The sequence below is a fragment of the Desulfitobacterium metallireducens DSM 15288 genome (assembly GCF_000231405.2).
GTDB lineage: Bacteria > Bacillota > Desulfitobacteriia > Desulfitobacteriales > Desulfitobacteriaceae > Desulfitobacterium_A > Desulfitobacterium_A metallireducens.
Genome location: NZ_CP007032.1, coordinates 104,516 through 122,216 on the forward strand (window position 1 = coordinate 104,516; position 17,701 = coordinate 122,216).

Consider the following 17,701-nt stretch of genomic DNA (forward strand, 5'->3'; position numbering starts at 1 on the left):
TGTCCTCACTCTCCACAGCTCTCTAAACTAGAGTAAGGTTTTGTTATTCCTGTATTCCTTTGCGTTTACGCATGGAATCTTGGCCATCGATCAAGATTGTATAGGAATCATGAACAATTCTGTCCAAGATGGCATCAGCTAAAGTATCCTCACCAATTTTGCCATGCCATCCGGCGGGTGAAAATTGAGAACTGAAAATGGTTGATCCCTTTTTGTGTCTCGCTTCCACGATTTCTAAAAGATCACGTGCTTCACTATTACCCAGTGGAACGAGTAACCATTCATCTAGAATGAGCAGACTGACTTGCTTGTATTGCTTCATTACTTTTTTGTAGATACCTTCTCCTCGTGCTACTGCCAGTTCATTCAGTAAATCGGGAAGCCGAATATACTTCACTGTATAGAAGTTGCGGCAGGCGGCAATACCGAAGGCACAGCTGAGATAGGTTTTTCCTGCGCCGGAAGCACCAAGGATAATGATGTTGTGTTTTTCTTGGATGTAAGTACATGTTGATAACCGAGCGATTTGTGCTTTGTCCAATTTCCTATCCGCATGATATTCAATATCCTCAATGCACGCTTGATTAAAGTAAAGATCGGCTTTGCGGATGAGGCGAGTGAGTTTATTGTTCTTACGCCTTGCCCATTCCGTGTCCACCATGAGCCCGAATCGTTCTTCAAAATTTAATGCGGTATAGGATGGATCTTGAAGTTGTTGGCGAAATGATTCTGCCATAGCAGTGAGTCGCATTTCATTAAGCTTGCCGATTGTTGTTTCGTTAACCATTATGAATTCCTCCTGTAGTAGTCTGCGCCTCGGGTAAAACCAAAGCTGTTAGAGGATTTCTCAGGGTTAACCGGCTCTTCCTTGACGATTTTGTCTTGTCCCGTTTTGATGATGGTCTGAATGCTTTTGTAGCTGGGGTTGGGTGTGTAGGAGAGTGCTTTTTCACAGGCTGCTTCTAAGCGACTAACCGAGTATTTATCTGCTAGTTTGAGTAAACCCATACAGCTTTTGTAGCCTTGTTGTTCTATACGGTGAGAAGACAAGATTGCCTTCACTACCACGGCGGTATGTTTACCAACGTTTTCTGCCCAAAATACGAAGCGTTCGCCATTCCATGCTGTATACTTTTGATGGTCTTCCGGCATATGTTCCGTAACTGTGCTGTATTGTCCGGGACGACCATGCAAGCGAGGATGGGAACATATCCGGTGATTATTAAAAAACACTTCAACTACATAACGGGTGATTCGGACATCGACTTTGTGTTTGATGTATTCATAAGGGACGCTGTAATGCATTTTCTCTACAGTAACATGATAGTTAAATTGGACGGTGGCAACCTTCCAAACTGCTAATTCATAGGGTACTGCGGGAAGAGGTAGTAACAGGGCTTTCTCTTCTTCTCGAAATACGCTCTGACGGCTTCCCGTTTTCTTCTGAAACGGTTTACTGTTGAAGGCCTCCAGTTTCTCTCGTATCGCCAGGTTAAGTTCTGGAAGAGAAAAGAATTGTTGACGACGGAGAGCCGCAACGATCCAGGTGGAAATGGTGCCAACCGTCCCTTCAACACTGGGTTTATCCTTGGGCTTTCTTACCCGAGCAGGAATAACAGCGGTCCCATAGTGCTCGGCCATTTCGTGATAAGACTTGTTGATTATAGGCGTATACCATGAGGAGCGTTCCACACCGGTCTTCAGATTATCCGGTACAAGAATCCGTGTAACGCCTCCAAAATACTTGTAGGCATTGACATGAGCTGTAATCCAGGATTCTTGGCCTTGATTCAGAAAAGCTTCCACATAAGCATATTGACTGTACGGTAGAACAGCTACAAATATGTAGGCAGCAATGCTCTCTCCTGTATCCGTATCCACGAGGCTTGCCGTTTGGCCTGCCCAGTCGACCTCCATTTGTTCGCCAGGCTTTCGTCCGATATGCATGGTCGCTTTGGTCTTCGCCACATACTGCTGATAATGGTAGCAAAACTGAGTATACATGAGGGGAATCTCATTGCTGAGTCTGCAGGATTCGCAGTATTCATTCCAAAGCAGACTGAGCGTTACTCCGCTTTTCGCCATTTCTTTATGAATGTACTCATTATCCGGGCGCTTTCGGGTAGGAGGTAATGTGGATTCAGGATAGAAAAGCTTGTGCAATTCACCATTCGTCCGATCTGGGTTTAACGGCCAAGTAATATTAAGCTCGTTGGATCGTTTCACCACCTTGGCAACAGTGTTGCGTGAGCATTCGCAGCTCACTGCGATGCTGCGTTGACTGATTCCTTGGCTAATTAGCCGAAGAATCTCTCGATAATTGGTCATTTGATGACCTCCTATGAATGTATTTACACTCCTCTCTCGGGTGTATAACTACATTCTAATAAGAAGTTTCATCAAGTGGCTCACAATCCGGAAGGGTGGCTCTAAAAATCCGGAGCTGTGGCTCTCACAGTCCGGAAGCATGGCTCATTTTGCTCCGTAATATTCACAATCCTCCTTAAGTGAATTTAATCTTGGGACTGAGGCCTTAAATAGCAAAAGTTACTTTTTAGCGATGAGTGCATTTAAAAGTGTAAGTCCTAAGGATCAGAAACGATTTAATTTAGCTAAAGAAAAAGTAGTCGAAAGTCAAAATCTATATATCCAAGCTAAGTTAGACGAGGCCCAAAAGTATAACGGTGAGAAAAAGTATGATATGGCAATCCAAATTGTACAAAATGCTCTAAATCTTGATCCCAGCAATGAACGGGCGAAAGAATTGCTGGCCCAATATAAGGCTTCAAGGAGAAAGGCAGCCTCAGAATAAGAAGAAGCAATGGTGAAGGTCAAAAATGATTCAATATAAAGTGGAGGCGGAAGCACGGAAAAATTCATTAGGCTTATTGATCAAGGTAATGGCTTATTTTATCTAGAATTAGCGTGTTGAGCATGTGAATAAGTAAGAGAGTGAGAAGTGAGGTAAGAAAATGGAGAATACTATAATGGAAGAGAAAAATAAGGGTATAAAAAAGAAAATTTTCGTAAAGGTGTTAATAGGTATTATTATTTTAATAATTTTGGGCATATCCGGATTGAATCTATTTATAAACCGCATTATTTCTGAAGCAGATAAAAACTTAAACATGGACGAATTTGATAAAGCAATGCACTATTATCAAATTGCATTAAAATACAATATAGGTAAGGATCAGGATATAAAAAGTAAAATCCAACTTTGTAACGATTTAAAGGGATCTTTATTTGCATATAATGCGGGCTTGGATTTACTTAATAAAAAAGATTATGTAGAGGCAATTAGAACATTTGGGTATGTAAATCCTCAGGATGAAAAGCGGTATAATCTGGCTCAAGCTAAAATAGCTGAAAGCGAAGAATTGTATGTCGAATCTAAGATTGAGAGCGCTAAATATTACAGAGAACATGATAATTATGTTCAGGCCATTAAAATTTTAAAGCTTATATTAGATGATGATCCTAATAATGAGACGGCTAAATCATTGATAACCCAATATGAAGCAGATAAGGATGCATACCTTAAGGCAAAGACTGCTAAATACCAAGCAGAAGAGGATGCACGGAGAAAGGCAGCACTGGAAAAAAGAGAGGCAGAAATAAAAGCCTGGCAAGATAGTATTAAATATCGTTGACATCATGGGGATAAAAGTGAGGATAAGATAATTGGAAGAACTTTTAATCGAAGAAGAAAAGAATAAGATTCCCAAAAAGAAAGTTTCTATAAGGGCGATTATAGGTATTACTATTCTCCTTATTGTAGGTGTAATTGGATTCGAATTATTTATTAACCACTTTATTTCTGAGGCAGATAAAAATTTAAATATGGATAAATATGGTGAAGCAAAACAATATTATCAAATTTAAGGGTAAAAATGATTATACTTCAGCAATTGAAACTGTAAAGTTCATACTGGATTTTGATCCTAATAATGAGAAGGCTAAAGCATTGCTGGCCCAATATGAAGCGGATATCGAGGCAGAGAATGCAGCCGCGAAGGCTAAGGAAGAAGCAGAACGAGATGCACAGAGTAAGGCAGAAGCAAGTTCAAATGGGGTTACAAAAGAAACGGTAAGAGTGGCTATAGATGGATTAGTACGAAGAGGTGCAAGCGACGATGCGATAAATGAGTGGTTAGATATACTTTCATCTAGGTATGGTTATGAGTTAGATGATTTACATAAATAATTAAAAAAGTCATGTAATAACCCATTGATTAAGATCAATGGGTTATTTATTTGAGTATTTTCTTAATTGTAAAATAAACGAGGCAAGGGTATAATGTTAAGGTTAAAAATGTTTAAAGAGTTATATCACGATTGATATAGGCTTGATGAAAGGTGGTGGTTTTCATGCATTCACTTGAGCAAGGTAAGGCACCCATTTATGAAGCTCTACAAAAATATAAATCGATGCGAGTGGTACCCTTTGACGTGCCCGGCCATAAGCAAGGCAGAGGAAACCCCGAACTTACGGAGTTTTTAGGTGAGAAATGCCTTTCAGTAGATGTTAATTCGATGAAGCCGCTGGATAATCTGGTTCACCCTGTCTCTGTCATTAAAGAGGCTGAAGAACTGGCGGCAGATGCTTTTGATGCAAAGCACGCGTTTTTTATGGTCAATGGCACCACCTCGGCTGTTCAGGCGATGATTATGAGCGTATGCAAACAGGGCGATAAAATAATCATGCCGCGTAATGTTCACAGGAGTGCTATTAACGCCCTAATCATTAGTGGCGCGATTCCTGTGTATGTGAATCCGGGCGTTGACAATAAGTTGGGAATATCATTAGGCATGCCCATTGATGAAGTGAAAAAAGCGATCGCTGATAATCCTGATGCTAAAGCAATTCTTGTTAATAACCCGACGTACTATGGGATTTGTTCCGATTTAAGGACCATTACGGAGCTTGCCCATCGACATAATATGTATGTTTTGGTGGATGAAGCGCATGGAACTCACTTCTACTTTGGTGAGAATATGCCCGTGAATGCAATGGCTGCAGGCGCTGATATGGCGGCAGTGAGTATGCATAAAACAGGGGGCAGCTTAACCCAAAGTTCATTTTTATTGATCAATGACCGTTTGAGCGTAGGCCATGTGAGGCAAACAATTAACCTGACCCAGACGACCAGCGGATCGTATCTACTGCTGTCATCTCTCGATATTTCCAGACGTAACCTTGCCTTAAATGGTAAGCGCATTTTTGAAAAAGTCTCTTTGCTTGCTAACTATGCGCGGGATGAAGTCAATAAAATTGGCGGTTACTACGCCTTTTCAAAAGAACTTATTAATGGTGATTCGGTGTTTGATTTTGATCCAACCAAGCTATCCATCTATACACGGGAAATAGGGTTGGCTGGAATTGAGGTTTATGACATCCTTCGTGATGATTATGGAATTCAGATCGAATTCGGAGATATCGGAAATATCTTGGCTATCATTTCAGTAGGGGATCGCGCCCTGGCCTTGGAACGTTTAGTATCTTCTCTGTCCGAAATAAAAAGACGATATTCAAAGGACAAGACGGGAATGCTAGATCATGAGTATATTACGCCTGAAGTGGTCATGGCGCCACAGCAGGCCTTTTATTCCAATCAACGTTCTGTTGCGATTAAAGATAGCCAAGGGTATATAAGTGGAGAGTTCGTCATGGCTTATCCCCCTGGTATTCCTATTTTGGCCCCAGGAGAACGAATCACCGAGGAAATCATGGATTATATTACTTATGCAAAGGCTAAGGGCAGTTCGCTGACTGGCACAGAGGATATGGCCATTGAAAATATAAGAGTAGTGGAGGAATAGACAATGGAATTATGGTACACAGAACAGCACACCGATAATGTTCGCTTTTCTATTAAGGTAGATAAACCCCTTTATACAGGTCAAAGCGAATTCCAAAGAATTGATGTTTTTAACTCTAAAGAATTTGGGAATTTCTTTACCCTTGATGGATTAATGATGGTTACTCAAAAAGACGAATTTATTTATCATGACATGATTGTGCATGTACCGATGGCGACTAATCCTAAGATTAAGAATGTCTTGGTTATCGGAGCAGGGGATGGCGGAACAGTACGAGAATTAACTCGCTATGCTACGATTGAGCACATCGATATGGTGGAGATTGATAAAATGGTTGTAGATGTGTGCCGAGAATATCTTCCTCAAACCGCTTGTAAGTTGGATGATCCAAGAGTTCATCTGTATTTTGAGGATGGATTGAAATTTGTGCGCACTAAAGAAAATACCTATGATTTGATTATTGTGGATTCCACGGATCCTTTTGGACCAGGAGAAGGGCTATTTACGAAAGAATTTTATGGGAATTGCTATAAGGCCTTGAAAGAAGACGGCATTCTTGTTAACCAGCATGAAAGCCCTTACTATGATGAGTATGCCAAGTCGATGCAAAGAGCACATAAGCGGATCAAAGAATTTTTCCCGATTTGTAGAGTTTATCAAGCTCACATTCCAACTTACCCGTCAGGGCACTGGCTGTTTGGTTTCGCCTCTAAAAAGTACGATCCCTTGACGGATATCGATGAGAAAGCATGGAATAGTCTTGGACTGAAAACGAAGTACTATAATACGGATATTCATAAAGGAAGTTTCGCCCTGCCTAACTATGTAAAAGAACTCTTAGCTGAGGCAGGAGAATAAGATAGGATTTTTTATAAAACCTTGAAGTCATTAGGGCTTCAAGGTTTTTTTGTTTTAGAGTATAAGCCCATTTCATCCTGGAAATAGTAGGAAGTGTCGGAGAGGCTCTAAAAGTCGTTTTGGAAAATTTAAAAAAACGAAATAAAAGATGCTTCAACCGAAATTATGACCGCAACCAGGTCATATACTCTACTATGGAGGGATGGAAGGTTGGAACATTCCGTACAGCTTGGGACTCAACATTATCACGAAAGCATTTGCCAACGTTTACGGGAACTCCGAGATGATGAGGAACTCCCGGTCGTGATTTATGAGTATCAACAGGGAAAACGTTGGCTAATTGATTGCAACTTTCAGCTTCCCTCTCAGAAATATGAGGGAGAGCAAGATACGCTGAAACGAATTCACAGTTATTATCTTGCTAATGCTTTAGCAGAGACAATTTTGTATCAATGGGAAAAAGATTATGTTCGCTATCTTTTAAAAAAGAAATACAAGTTGAAAAGAGAAGAGGTAGAGCAGGTTTTAGCTAAAGTGTTAGAGTATCTGAGCAAGACCCTTTTAGAACAAAAAAGTTACGCGGTGAATCGGAAGACAACACTTGTTAACCAAATCATGATTTGCTTGGATAATCAACCTCTATTTGATATTGAAGGATTTTTGCGTTTTCGAGCTGAGGATTATAAGGAACAAGTTCAAAAAGCGGTTTCCCATGTTGTTGATGAATATATCCTTGAAAGAGAATATATTGAATTTATTGAGCTCCTGAAACATTTTGTAGATAGTCAAGTCCCGCGTATGCATACCTTGCATGTTGGAATTACGTCTTCGGGGAAATTCCACCTTTATAACGAAGAGGGAAAAACGGTGACGAATGAGTACATTGAAGATCTTTCTTTTGGAAGTTCTGTAAACGAATATTCTTATGAAGATATGCTTGTGAGTGCCTTAATTGCAGTGGCGCCTCGACAAATTGTTTTGCATATCCGTTATGAGGGTTTTAAAGATACATTAAATACCATTGTGCAGGTCTTCGAAGGCCGTGTGAGCTATTGTAATGATGGATGTTTTATATGTGATAAGATTTGACAAAGCGGTTTGGGAGTAATATACTTTTAACGTAAAAGCGATGATAGGAAGAGTACCTTGTTGAACTCGTGTTAGAGAGAAAATGCCATAGGCTGTAAGCATTTTTCAGGAGTAATAGGGGAAGACCGACCTAGAGTGTTAAGCTGAAGGATATGTAAGCTTGAACGTTTCCCGCGTTAAGGGACAAAGTCTAACGTTAAAATGAGATTTTAAACGTTATGAATTTGGGTGGAACCACGGGAATCAACTCTCGTCCCATTGCGGGACGGGAGTTTTATTATTTTTTAGGGAGTGAAACTGATGATTAAAGTAACATTAAAGGACGGATCCATACGCGAAGTTGAGCAGGGAACAACACTTGCAGGTTTAGCCGCTTCGATCTCGCGCGGTTTAGCTAAAGCGGCAATAGCGGGTAAAGTGAACGGTGAGGACAAGGATTTAGCTTATGTTTTAAACGAGGATGCTGATGTAGAAATCCTTACTTTGGATAGTGAAGAAGGGTTACATGTTCTTCGTCATTCCTCTTCACACGTGTTGGCACAAGCCGTGCAAAATCTGTTTCCAGGTACGAAGCTCGGAATTGGACCAGCTATCGCCAATGGGTTTTATTATGACTTTGACTCGGAACACGTTTTTACACCCGAGGATCTGGAAAAGATTGAAGCTGAAATGCAACGTCTTGTCAAAGAAGATAACAGTTATGAGCGGCGAGAAGTCTCTCGGAGTGAAGCCTTATCCTTCTTTGGTGAGCAAGGAGAAAAATACAAGGTTGAGCTGATTGAAGATCTTCCAGAAGATGCAACGATCTCAATGTATACTCAAGGTAATTTTACCGACCTTTGTGCAGGGCCGCATATCCCTTCTACTGGAAAGATCAAAGCGTTTAAACTTCTCAACCTCGCTGGCGCCTATTGGAGAGGTAGCGAGAAAAATAAGATGTTGCAACGGATTTATGCAACAGCTTGGACTAAACAAGCCGATCTTGATGATTATCTGTTCAAGATGGAAGAAGCAAAACGTCGGGATCATCGGAAACTAGGTTTAGAACTTGATCTCTTTAGCCTTCATGATGAAGGACCGGGTTTCCCCTTTTTCCACCCGAAGGGCATGATCCTACGCAATGAACTCGAAGATTTCTGGCGTAAAGAACATCGCAAAAGAGGATATCACGAGATTAAGACCCCAATGATTTTAAGTCGTAGTCTTTGGGAACAATCCGGTCACTGGGATCATTATAAAGACAATATGTATTTTACGAAAATTGATGATATGGATTATGCCATTAAACCGATGAACTGCCCAGGCGGGGTGCTCATGTATAAAACGAAAATGAGAAGCTATCGCGACCTGCCATTAAGAATGGGAGAACTTGGGTTGGTACATCGCCATGAATTATCCGGTGCCCTTCACGGTTTACTTCGTGTTCGAAACTTCACTCAAGATGATGCTCATATTTTCATGCTTCCTGCTCAGATCAAGAATGAAATCATCGGGGTTATCGAGCTGGTCGATTATTTCTATAAAGTGTTTGGTTTCGAATACGAAGTTGAGCTTTCGACTCGTCCTGAAGATTCCATGGGTTCAGATGAAGCATGGGAAATGGCGACGAATGGTTTGAAGGAAGCACTTGAAGCTAAAGGAATGGAGTACAAGATCAATCCTGGCGATGGTGCATTCTATGGCCCGAAGATCGACTTCCATCTTCACGATTGCCTCGGGCGGACCTGGCAATGTGGTACGATTCAGTTAGACTTCCAAATGCCAGAAAAATTCGATTTGACTTATATTGGGGAAGATGGCCAAAAACATCGCCCTGTTATGATTCACCGCGTTGTTTACGGTAGCATTGAGCGCTTTATTGCGCTCTTAACCGAGCAGTATGCAGGAGCATTCCCAACTTGGTTAGCTCCAGTCCAAGCCCGTATCCTGCCGATCAGTGAAAAGCATCAAGAATATGCAAACGAAATCTTCAATCGCCTTAATGATTTAGATATCCGTGCTGAAGTGGATGATCGCCGTGAGAAAATTGGCTATAAAATTCGTGAGGCTCAAACCCAGAAAATCCCCTTTACTCTTGTCATCGGTGATCAAGAAGCAGAAACAGACTCTGTAGCCGTCCGCCGCTATGGCCAAGGTAACTCGGGAGAAAAGATGACCGTTTCTGAATTCATTGCCATGGTTCAAGAAGAAGTTAAAGGTAAAAAGATGCTGCTTCAATCCTAGAGAAAATGCTCTTGAAGAAAGCCTAAGAAAGCAAAACTCTCTATAGAACTCAATAGACCAGATAGTGTAGCTATACGCACAGGAGTGAACGATTTGCGCGGAGGGGTGTTAAGGTGAACGAAGTTTACGTGGGGTAGCGTGCCACTTGGTTCACTTCAGGTATTACCCTGAGGTTTGGCTAAGCTTCCATGGAAACAAGAGAGACAACCCTGGAGCGCTAAGTGAATGGATGTGCGGATAGCTACACGACCCCAGAGAGTTAAAGATCTTAACTACTTTAAAACGGAATTAATTTGACAAAGGCATTGCAAACAAATATAATAATTTATGTTCAAGAAGAAGCCATCCGCTTCTCACCTTATGGCTCAAGTCGATAAGGTATCTTTAGGTCCTGAGTATATTTGTGCTCATGATTTGTTTAGAGAGACGGGTGGTAATTCACCCGTCTTATTTATTTTTTATCCTTTTTCTTGAATGAATTATATATGGGGGTGGTTTGTTATTAGCAAGGATTTACGGATTAATGATGAAATCCGAGCTCGGGAGGTTCGTCTCGTTGGTGAAGAAGGAGAACAACTCGGGATTGTGCAGCTCAGAGATGCGCTGCAAATGGCTATAGAGAAATCTGTAGACTTGGTGGAGATTGCTCCGACCGCAAAGCCGCCAGTTTGTAAATTCATGGATTATGGAAAGTACAAATATGAGCAGGCGAAGCGAGACAAAGAGGCCCGTAAAAAACAGCGGACCACGGAGATCAAAGAAGTCAAATTGCGTCCGAATATTGAGGACCATGACTTTGAAACAAAAGCACGCAACGCCCAACGCTTTTTAGCAGATGGTGACAAGGTGAAAGTAACAATTATGTTCCGGGGTCGGGAGGTTACACATCCTGAACTAGGGAAAAAGTTATGTGTTCGTCTTGCTGAGTTTTGCAAAGCAGAGGCTAATATAGAGCGTGAACCTAAACTGGAAGGGCGTAACATGATTATGATCTTGACGCCTATCAAACATGACTAACACGAGAGGGGGATCACCCAAATGCCAAAAATGAAAACTCATCGCGGTGCCGCGAAACGTTTTAAGAAAACCGGAACCGGTAAAATTATGCGTTCCCATGGCTATACAAGCCATATCCTGGAGAAGAAGTCTCCAAAACGTAAACGCAATCTTCGCAAAACAACGGTTATGCATAAGACTGATGCGAAACGTATTGCTCGGATGATTGCATACCTATAATTCCTAGACATTAAGAAATAAGGAGGTCTTCGCTATGGCCCGTGTAAAAAAAGGGGTAACGAAGCATCAGCGTCATAAAAAAGTACTGAAACTGGCTAAAGGATTCCGTGGTGCTAAGAGTAAACTCTTCCGCCCAGCTAATGAACAAGTTTTAAAATCCCTAGCCTACGCTTATGCTCACCGTAAAGACAAAAAAGGTGATTTCCGTAAATTGTGGATTGCTCGTATCAATGCGGCTGCTCGCATGAACGGTTTGACCTATAGCCGGATGATGAACGGTTTGAAAAAAGCAGGAGTTTCGGTTAACCGTAAAATGTTAGCTGACCTTGCAATCAATGATGCAGCTGCTTTTACTGAATTAGTAAATGTAGCTAAAGCACAAGTTAACGTAAAGTAAGTCAAAACAAAGGGTGCATTTGCACCCTTTTTGTTTAATTGGGGTGATCGAAATGTTGACCTCACTGCAAAATGAACATGTTAAGCATGTTGTTGCTTTACATAAACGCAAGACTCGAAAGGATTATGGGGAGTTTCTTATCGAGGGTTGGCGGTTCATCGAAGAAGCGATTCGTCGTGAAGCGGAAATTCGCCAGATCTATGTTTGCCCAGAGAAGGAAAAGGGGTACTGGTCTTCTTTATATAGCGTTCTGCGTGAGCGGAAGATTCCGATTCTCGAAGTCGATGAAAGAGTATTGCGGAAGATGAGCGAAACTGAAGAACCCCAAGGGATTCTCGCAGTTGTAGGGCTTAAGAGTCTTAGTTGGAAGGACTTAGAGGTTGATTCTAAAACCGTACTGTTGATCGTTGATGGAATCCAGGATCCAGGAAATTTAGGTACTATCCTGCGGACAGCATTAGCCGCAGGGGTTCAACAGGTCTGCTTAACCACAGGAACTGTTGATCTCTATAACCCAAAGGTTTTACGAAGCACTATGGGAACAGTATTCTCTTTGCAGGTATTAACGGATTGCTCACCTGAACAAGTGATTGAATTTGCTCAGAGCAAAGGGTTAAAGGTTCTGACCGGAGATATTGAGGGTGAGCCTTTTTATGAAACCCAATTTGATCTTCCTCTAGCCTTAGTGGTAGGTAATGAAGGCAATGGACCTTCGGAGGTGTTTCGTTCGCCAGAGCTAACCCGAGTGACTCTGCCCATGAGTCATGAGGTAGAATCTCTTAATGTAGCGATAGCAACGGGAATTATTTTATATGAAATTGCGCGCCGTAAAGGGTTATGATATAATTTTCAAGGAAATAGGTAAATGAAATTCAGAGAAAGTTGGGCTTAGCGATGTTTTCTGCAGAGTGGTTCTGGGAACTCTTCGAGACAACCGGCTCGCCGAACGTATATCTGGTTTATCGAAAGTATGCTAATCAGATTAAAACACGATGATCAGGCAAAAGGAGCTTTTGCTTTTTAGGGAGGTTGGTCATAGACTGCAAGCCAACTAAGTTAAGCTCCCCATTCAGTGATGAATGTTAAATTTCTCCTGTGAGTGACTTATGCAAAAGTAAGTCCGGCTCCCCCGTTATCAGGAAAACAAGCTGCAGTTCGTTTGGACTGAATCAGGGTGGTACCGCGGGTAAATCTCGTCCCTTTAAGGGAGGAGATTTTTTTATATCCTTTATCCTTTTCTTTATGCTTATCTCTTTGTTAATCGTTTTTTAGAATCTTATATATTTAGGAGGGTTAATGTGAAAGAAGAAGTCCGTCGTATTCAAGAAGAAACATTGGCTGAGCTCAAAGGGGTTACCTCTTTGGACACACTCCAAGAATTAAAGGTTAAAGTTCTTGGGAAAAAAGGGTCCTTAACCGCGTTATTGCGTCAGATGGGAAGCTTGAGTGCAGAGGAACGCCCCATTTTTGGACAAGTTGTCAATGAGGCGCGTGACGTTTTAGAAAAGGCTTGGGTAGAGCAAACTCAAGAATTAGAGCAAATTGCTCTGCAAAGACAGATTGAAGCGGAACGCTTAGATATCTCTCTTCCCGGAGTGAGTACAATCCGGGGACATCAGCACCCTTTAACCCGTGTCATTGAAGAAATGGAAGATATTTTTTTAGGAATGGGTTTTGATATTGCTGAGGGACCAGAAATTGAGACTGATTATTATAACTTTGAAGCTTTGAATCTGCCTAAGGAGCATCCAGCACGTGAAATGCAGGACTCCTTCTATATAACAGAGGAAATTTTGCTAAGAACGCAAACCTCACCCGTTCAAGTTCGGACTATGGAGCGGGTACATCCGCAACTTCCAGTTAAAATCATTTGTCCAGGAAAAGTCTATCGCAAAGACGATGATGCGACCCATTCTCCAATGTTCCATCAAGTAGAAGGATTAGTGGTCGATAAAGGAATTCGGATGTCGGATCTAAAAGGAATCCTGCTTAACTTTTCACGGCAAATGTTTGGAGAATCTCGAGAAATTCGTTTGCGTCCAAGCTTTTTCCCGTTTACGGAGCCGAGTGCGGAAGTTGATGTTTCCTGTATGTTGTGCGGAGGAGCGGGGTGCCGAATCTGTAAAGGAACCGGCTGGATTGAAATTCTGGGTTCAGGAATGGTCCATCCTAAAGTGCTAGAAAATGGGGGTTATAATCCGAAAGAAGTCACCGGGTTTGCCTTTGGGATGGGTGTCGAGCGGATTGCCATGCTGAAATATGGAATTGAAGATATGAGACTCTTATTTGATAACGATTTGCGCTTTTTGCAACAGTTTTAAGGAGGCAGGTCATGAAGGTTAGTTTAGAATGGTTACGTGAATTTATTGATGTTTTGGTGCCGGCAGAAGAATTAGCTGAGATTCTGACCCGTGGCGGAATCGAGATTGGCGGCATAGAGCAGTTAAATCAAGGCTTAGAAGCGATCCTCGTGGGTGAGATTGAAAGCATGGAACATCATCCTAATGCAGATAAGCTTTGGATATGTCAGGTCAATTTGGGTAGCCAAAACGTTCAAATCGTCACTGGCGCTCAGAATCTATTACTTAAGGATAAAATCCCGGTAGCGACCCATGGTACAACGCTTCCGACAGGACAAAAAATTCGTAAGTCGAAACTTCGCGGAGTGGAATCAAATGGTATGCTTTGTTCGACGGATGAGCTGCTATTGGATTCGAGTTTAGGTGATCCTCGGAGCGAAGACGGAATTATGATCCTTCCTCCAGAGGCCCTCATCGGAAAAAGTTTGGCAGAGTTGATTCAAGGGGATACGATCCTTGATCTTGACCTTTATCCCAACCGTCCTGATTGTTTAGCGATGAACAACGTCGCTCGGGAGGTTTCTTCTTTGACTCGGGAAAAGGTCCATTTGAATCGTTGGGCTGAGACCGAGCAAGGTCCAGACTATCCTGCAGATTTGCAGACGAAGATTGTTATTGAAGAACCTGAACTTTGTCACCGTTATGCAGCCCTCCTTGTTGAAGAGGTTAAGATTGAGCCCTCCCCGGAATGGATGCAAAAGCGCCTAATAGCTGCAGGGGTTCGCCCGATTAGTAATATTGTCGATATCACCAACTATTGTATGTTGGAAATGGGACAACCGCTGCATGCTTTTGATCGGGACAAGGTTACTGGGGCTGTGCATGTTCGTCGAGCAGCTCAAGGTGAAAAATTGATGACCTTAGATAATGTCGAGCGAACGCTTGATCCAGAAATGCTCTTGATCGCTGATGATGAAAAAGCGCTTGGGTTAGCCGGAGTGATGGGTGGACTCGATAGCGAAATTACGGAGGCAACAACTCGGATTTTGGTGGAGTCTGCACACTTTGACAGTGTTAGTATTCGCCGAACGAGTCGCCGCTTAGGATTGCGTTCTGAAGCGTCCAACCGCTTTGAAAAGGGAATCAATGTCGCAGGAATTGCTGCTACTTTAGGACGGGTGGGTGACCTTATCCTCAAATTGGGCGCTGGAAAACCGGTGGGTTTCGTCGATGAAAATAAGGTTGTGTCAGAAACGAGGACTGTTGTATTAACCGTGGCTAAAACGGGTTCCCTTCTAGGGATGAATTTTACACTTGAGGAAGTAGCTGACGTTTTAGAGCGACTTCAGTTTCCCTATGAACGTCAAGGCGAAGGATTTTTGGTTACAATCCCGTCTTATCGGTCAGATATCCAAATTGAAGAGGATATGATTGAAGAAGTGGCTCGTTTAACGGGCTATGATCGAATTCCAACCACTCTCCCTCAAGGAAGTACAACGCAGGGGCGCCGAACTCCAGAACAAGAATTTAGACGCAAGCTTCGGCATTTACTGGCGAATTTGGGATTGAATGAAGTCATTACTTATTCGTTTAACCGACCCAATGCCGATGAGCTGTGGGGACATAGCGATCAATCCATTTCTATAATGAATCCGCTCCGTGAGGAGTTAAGCGTGATGCGCACGACACTAATTCCTGGGCTATTAGAAGTTGCCTCCCGGAATGTGGCTCGGAGAAATCTGGATGTCTGTATTTTTGAGATTGGTAATGTGTTTTGGACTACTGAACAACATTTGACGAAACTCCCCGAAGAAAAACTGCGTTTGGCTGGCCTTCTCCATGGAAAGCCCTCACGGCACTGGCTGAAGTCTGTTAGCGAATATAATTTCTATACGGTAAAGGGGATAATCGAAGAGCTTGCTCAAGAATTCGGTTTGAAGCTAAAATATCAGGTTCCACAAGGGACGGAATTACTTCATCCGGGTCGCTCCGCGGAAATTTATCTTCAAGGTAAGAAGGTAGGTTTCATGGGCGAGCTCCATCCGATGAGAGGGAAGGATTCTGCTTTAGAACATGCTCTTGTTTTCGAAATAGAACTCGCTCCCCTGTTTGCTGCAAGCGATAGGAGTATTCGTGCAACTTCGATTCCACGTTATCCAGCAATCCAACGGGATTTAGCGGTTGTTGTGTCTAAGGATGTATCCGCTCGAGACGTAATGGCAAGAATTCATGGTCTGGGAGGAGCGCTTTTGGATAACGTCGATATCTTCGATGTTTATACAGGTAAGCCCATTGCTGAGGGTCATAAGAGCTTAGCTTTTACCATGCGTTACCAATCCCTGGAGAGAACATTAACGGATGAAGAAGTAACGACTTTAAATAAGCAGATTCTTGAAGGAATTGAGAAGGAATTTGGCGCTGAATCGAGAAAATAAATTGTAGAAGAATCTTAAAAACTCAAGAAATGTGAGAAACGCAGGTGGCTTATGTCGAAAGAAGATGGCAAAGTAACTGTGGAGATTTTTGGGGAGAAACATGTTCTTCGAGGTACCGAAGATCTGGAGTATATCCAAAAGTTGGCTTACAAGGTGGATAAAAAGATGCGGTTGACTGCTCAGCGATTTCCTCGTTTAGCGGCGCACCGAATCGCCATTCTTGTCGCTCTTAATCTAGAAGATGATCTCGAGAAACTCCGGGAGGAACAAGAAACCTTAATGGAAATGTTAGGGGAACAATCAGAGTAGAGGATTCCGCATCACGATAACGACGTGGTGCGGAATTCTCTATTTTCTCACTCCGCTGGCTTTTTGATTGTAATTTGGATAAACTAGAGGTTGATGGAATCTATTACATGTTAGTGGTTTGGAGATTAACTATGCATTTTGTTATGATCTTTCTCGATGGCTTCGGGTTAGGTTCAGAGGAAAATAACCCCATCGTGACAGCACGGACTCCCAATATCGATCATCTACTGGGAGGGCATTTGATCTGGGGGGATCGATCCATTGTTAGAGGGCAGGCTCGGTTAACTCCTTTAGAAGCAACTTTAGGTGTGCATGGGATTCCGCAAAGTGCGACAGGTCAGACCACATTATGGACGGGAGTAAATGCTTCAAAAGTTTTGGGGTATCATCTTAATGCCTATCCCAATGATAAATTGGCTCATGTGATCGCGGAAAAAAGTATCTTTAAACAATTAGTTGATCGTGGACAACAGGGCATGTTTGCAAATACGTTTACCCCTCAATATGAGCAACTCGTGGCGAGTGGGAAGAAACGACATTCTGCTTCAACCTTATCGGCTATGGCAGGGAGAGTGAAGTTAAGGCGCATTCCTGATTTAAGAGCAGGACGGGCCGTTTATTATGATATGACGAATCAAGTTCCGCGCGAAATGGGGGAAGATGTTCCCTTAATTTCAGCAGAACAAGCGGGGCAGAATTTAGGACGATTGGCCCTAGGTTATGATTTTACACTTTATGAGATGTTTTTAACGGATGTTTTCGGTCATAAACAAAGATGGGAAGAATCCGTTCAGCTAATTGAACAAATTGATGAATTTTTAGGGGGCTTCTTGCGGGTTATTCAAAATGAAGATGTAGCCTGGCTCCTAACGAGTGACCATGGAAATATCGAAGATTTTGCCATTAAGGGGCATACCCAGAATCGGGTACCTGCTTTATCATGGTCAAATCGGCCGATAGAGTGGCCGCGGTGGACGACATTAGAAGATGTTACACCCGGTATTTTAGAACTGCTAAGTTAGAAAAGAGGA

Annotated in this window: 18 protein-coding genes and 2 other annotated features; of the genes, 16 read left to right on the plus strand and 2 right to left on the minus strand. The window is 42.3% G+C overall.

What is annotated here, in order from left to right:
• Window positions 1-43: 43 nt before the first annotated feature.
• Window positions 44-787: an IS21-like element helper ATPase IstB gene (istB, locus tag DESME_RS00535; RefSeq protein WP_006716269.1), complete on the minus strand. Its 744-nt coding sequence runs from the start codon at window positions 785-787 to the stop codon at window positions 44-46.
• Window positions 787-2,328, minus strand: coding sequence for an IS21 family transposase (istA, locus tag DESME_RS00540; protein ID WP_006716270.1), 1,542 nt, complete (start codon window positions 2,326-2,328; stop codon window positions 787-789). Before istA ends, istB begins: the two co-directional genes overlap by 1 nt.
• 232 nt (window positions 2,329-2,560) lie before the next feature.
• Here istA and DESME_RS00545 point away from each other — a divergent pair, with 232 nt between their 5' ends.
• From DESME_RS00545 to DESME_RS00620, 16 genes are all read left to right on the plus strand, one after another.
• Window positions 2,561-2,812 carry a hypothetical protein gene (locus DESME_RS00545; RefSeq protein ID WP_006718910.1) on the plus strand — a complete coding sequence of 84 codons (252 nt, stop codon included), beginning with the start codon at window positions 2,561-2,563 and terminating at the stop codon, window positions 2,810-2,812.
• 175 nt (window positions 2,813-2,987) lie between these two features.
• Complete coding sequence (locus DESME_RS00550) at window positions 2,988-3,653, plus strand: hypothetical protein (protein ID WP_156922742.1); 666 nt, start codon at window positions 2,988-2,990, stop codon at window positions 3,651-3,653.
• A 31-nt stretch (window positions 3,654-3,684) separates the two neighbouring features.
• Complete coding sequence (locus DESME_RS00555; RefSeq protein ID WP_006718914.1) at window positions 3,685-3,885, plus strand: hypothetical protein; 201 nt, start codon at window positions 3,685-3,687, stop codon at window positions 3,883-3,885.
• The gene (locus tag DESME_RS00560) at window positions 3,857-4,207 is read left to right on the plus strand and encodes a hypothetical protein (RefSeq protein ID WP_025248582.1); all 351 of its coding nucleotides are present in this window, start codon (window positions 3,857-3,859) and stop codon (window positions 4,205-4,207) included. Before DESME_RS00555 ends, DESME_RS00560 begins: the two co-directional genes overlap by 29 nt.
• A gap of 164 nt (window positions 4,208-4,371) precedes the next feature.
• Window positions 4,372-5,823 carry an aminotransferase class I/II-fold pyridoxal phosphate-dependent enzyme gene (locus DESME_RS00565; RefSeq protein ID WP_006718919.1) on the plus strand — a complete coding sequence of 484 codons (1,452 nt, stop codon included), beginning with the start codon at window positions 4,372-4,374 and terminating at the stop codon, window positions 5,821-5,823.
• A gap of 3 nt (window positions 5,824-5,826) precedes the next feature.
• A complete protein-coding gene (speE, locus tag DESME_RS00570; RefSeq protein WP_006718921.1) occupies window positions 5,827-6,681 on the plus strand; it encodes a polyamine aminopropyltransferase in 855 nt (284 codons plus the stop codon).
• Between the two features lie 210 nt (window positions 6,682-6,891).
• Window positions 6,892-7,770 carry a putative sporulation protein YtxC gene (ytxC, locus tag DESME_RS00575; RefSeq protein WP_006718922.1) on the plus strand — a complete coding sequence of 293 codons (879 nt, stop codon included), beginning with the start codon at window positions 6,892-6,894 and terminating at the stop codon, window positions 7,768-7,770.
• A 31-nt stretch (window positions 7,771-7,801) separates the two neighbouring features.
• Window positions 7,802-8,031: a binding site (T-box leader), on the plus strand.
• Between the two features lie 39 nt (window positions 8,032-8,070).
• The gene (thrS, locus tag DESME_RS00580) at window positions 8,071-9,993 is read left to right on the plus strand and encodes a threonine--tRNA ligase (RefSeq protein WP_006718925.1); all 1,923 of its coding nucleotides are present in this window, start codon (window positions 8,071-8,073) and stop codon (window positions 9,991-9,993) included.
• A 327-nt stretch (window positions 9,994-10,320) separates the two neighbouring features.
• Window positions 10,321-10,453: a sequence feature (ribosomal protein L20 leader region), on the plus strand.
• 14 nt (window positions 10,454-10,467) lie between these two features.
• Window positions 10,468-11,010, plus strand: coding sequence for a translation initiation factor IF-3 (gene infC, locus DESME_RS00585; protein WP_006718928.1), 543 nt, complete (start codon window positions 10,468-10,470; stop codon window positions 11,008-11,010).
• A 21-nt stretch (window positions 11,011-11,031) separates the two neighbouring features.
• The gene (gene rpmI / locus DESME_RS00590) at window positions 11,032-11,229 is read left to right on the plus strand and encodes a 50S ribosomal protein L35 (RefSeq protein WP_006718930.1); all 198 of its coding nucleotides are present in this window, start codon (window positions 11,032-11,034) and stop codon (window positions 11,227-11,229) included.
• Between the two features lie 34 nt (window positions 11,230-11,263).
• Window positions 11,264-11,626 carry a 50S ribosomal protein L20 gene (rplT, locus tag DESME_RS00595; RefSeq protein WP_006718931.1) on the plus strand — a complete coding sequence of 121 codons (363 nt, stop codon included), beginning with the start codon at window positions 11,264-11,266 and terminating at the stop codon, window positions 11,624-11,626.
• A 52-nt stretch (window positions 11,627-11,678) separates the two neighbouring features.
• A complete protein-coding gene (locus tag DESME_RS00600; RefSeq protein ID WP_025248583.1) occupies window positions 11,679-12,467 on the plus strand; it encodes a TrmH family RNA methyltransferase in 789 nt (262 codons plus the stop codon).
• Window positions 12,468-12,924: 457 nt separating this feature from the next.
• Window positions 12,925-13,947, plus strand: coding sequence for a phenylalanine--tRNA ligase subunit alpha (pheS, locus tag DESME_RS00605; RefSeq protein ID WP_006718936.1), 1,023 nt, complete (start codon window positions 12,925-12,927; stop codon window positions 13,945-13,947).
• A gap of 11 nt (window positions 13,948-13,958) precedes the next feature.
• A complete protein-coding gene (pheT, locus tag DESME_RS00610) occupies window positions 13,959-16,361 on the plus strand; it encodes a phenylalanine--tRNA ligase subunit beta (RefSeq protein ID WP_006718938.1) in 2,403 nt (800 codons plus the stop codon).
• Window positions 16,362-16,412: 51 nt separating this feature from the next.
• Complete coding sequence (locus DESME_RS00615) at window positions 16,413-16,670, plus strand: cell division protein ZapA (protein WP_006718940.1); 258 nt, start codon at window positions 16,413-16,415, stop codon at window positions 16,668-16,670.
• Window positions 16,671-16,801: 131 nt separating this feature from the next.
• Entirely contained in the window at window positions 16,802-17,692 is an 891-nt protein-coding gene (locus DESME_RS00620; RefSeq protein WP_006718942.1) for a metalloenzyme, read from the plus strand.
• The last annotated feature ends 9 nt before the right edge of the window (window positions 17,693-17,701 follow it).

Bases quoted from the DNA above. Each gene is read 5' to 3' on its own strand.
- DESME_RS00550 (WP_156922742.1), top strand. From the start codon at position 2,988: ATGGAAGAGAAAAATAAGGGTATAAAAAAGAAAATTTTCGTAAAGGTG.
- DESME_RS00615 (WP_006718940.1), top strand. From the start codon at position 16,413: ATGTCGAAAGAAGATGGCAAAGTAACTGTGGAGATTTTTGGGGAGAAA.
- infC (WP_006718928.1), top strand. From the start codon at position 10,468: ATGAATTATATATGGGGGTGGTTTGTTATTAGCAAGGATTTACGGATT.
- thrS (WP_006718925.1), top strand. From the start codon at position 8,071: ATGATTAAAGTAACATTAAAGGACGGATCCATACGCGAAGTTGAGCAG.
- pheT (WP_006718938.1), top strand. From the start codon at position 13,959: ATGAAGGTTAGTTTAGAATGGTTACGTGAATTTATTGATGTTTTGGTG.
- istA (WP_006716270.1), bottom strand. From the start codon at position 2,328: ATGACCAATTATCGAGAGATTCTTCGGCTAATTAGCCAAGGAATCAGT.
- DESME_RS00565 (WP_006718919.1), top strand. From the start codon at position 4,372: ATGCATTCACTTGAGCAAGGTAAGGCACCCATTTATGAAGCTCTACAA.
- rpmI (WP_006718930.1), top strand. From the start codon at position 11,032: ATGCCAAAAATGAAAACTCATCGCGGTGCCGCGAAACGTTTTAAGAAA.
- DESME_RS00545 (WP_006718910.1), top strand. From the start codon at position 2,561: ATGAGTGCATTTAAAAGTGTAAGTCCTAAGGATCAGAAACGATTTAAT.
- speE (WP_006718921.1), top strand. From the start codon at position 5,827: ATGGAATTATGGTACACAGAACAGCACACCGATAATGTTCGCTTTTCT.
- DESME_RS00620 (WP_006718942.1), top strand. From the start codon at position 16,802: ATGCATTTTGTTATGATCTTTCTCGATGGCTTCGGGTTAGGTTCAGAG.
- rplT (WP_006718931.1), top strand. From the start codon at position 11,264: ATGGCCCGTGTAAAAAAAGGGGTAACGAAGCATCAGCGTCATAAAAAA.
- DESME_RS00600 (WP_025248583.1), top strand. From the start codon at position 11,679: ATGTTGACCTCACTGCAAAATGAACATGTTAAGCATGTTGTTGCTTTA.
- istB (WP_006716269.1), bottom strand. From the start codon at position 787: ATGGTTAACGAAACAACAATCGGCAAGCTTAATGAAATGCGACTCACT.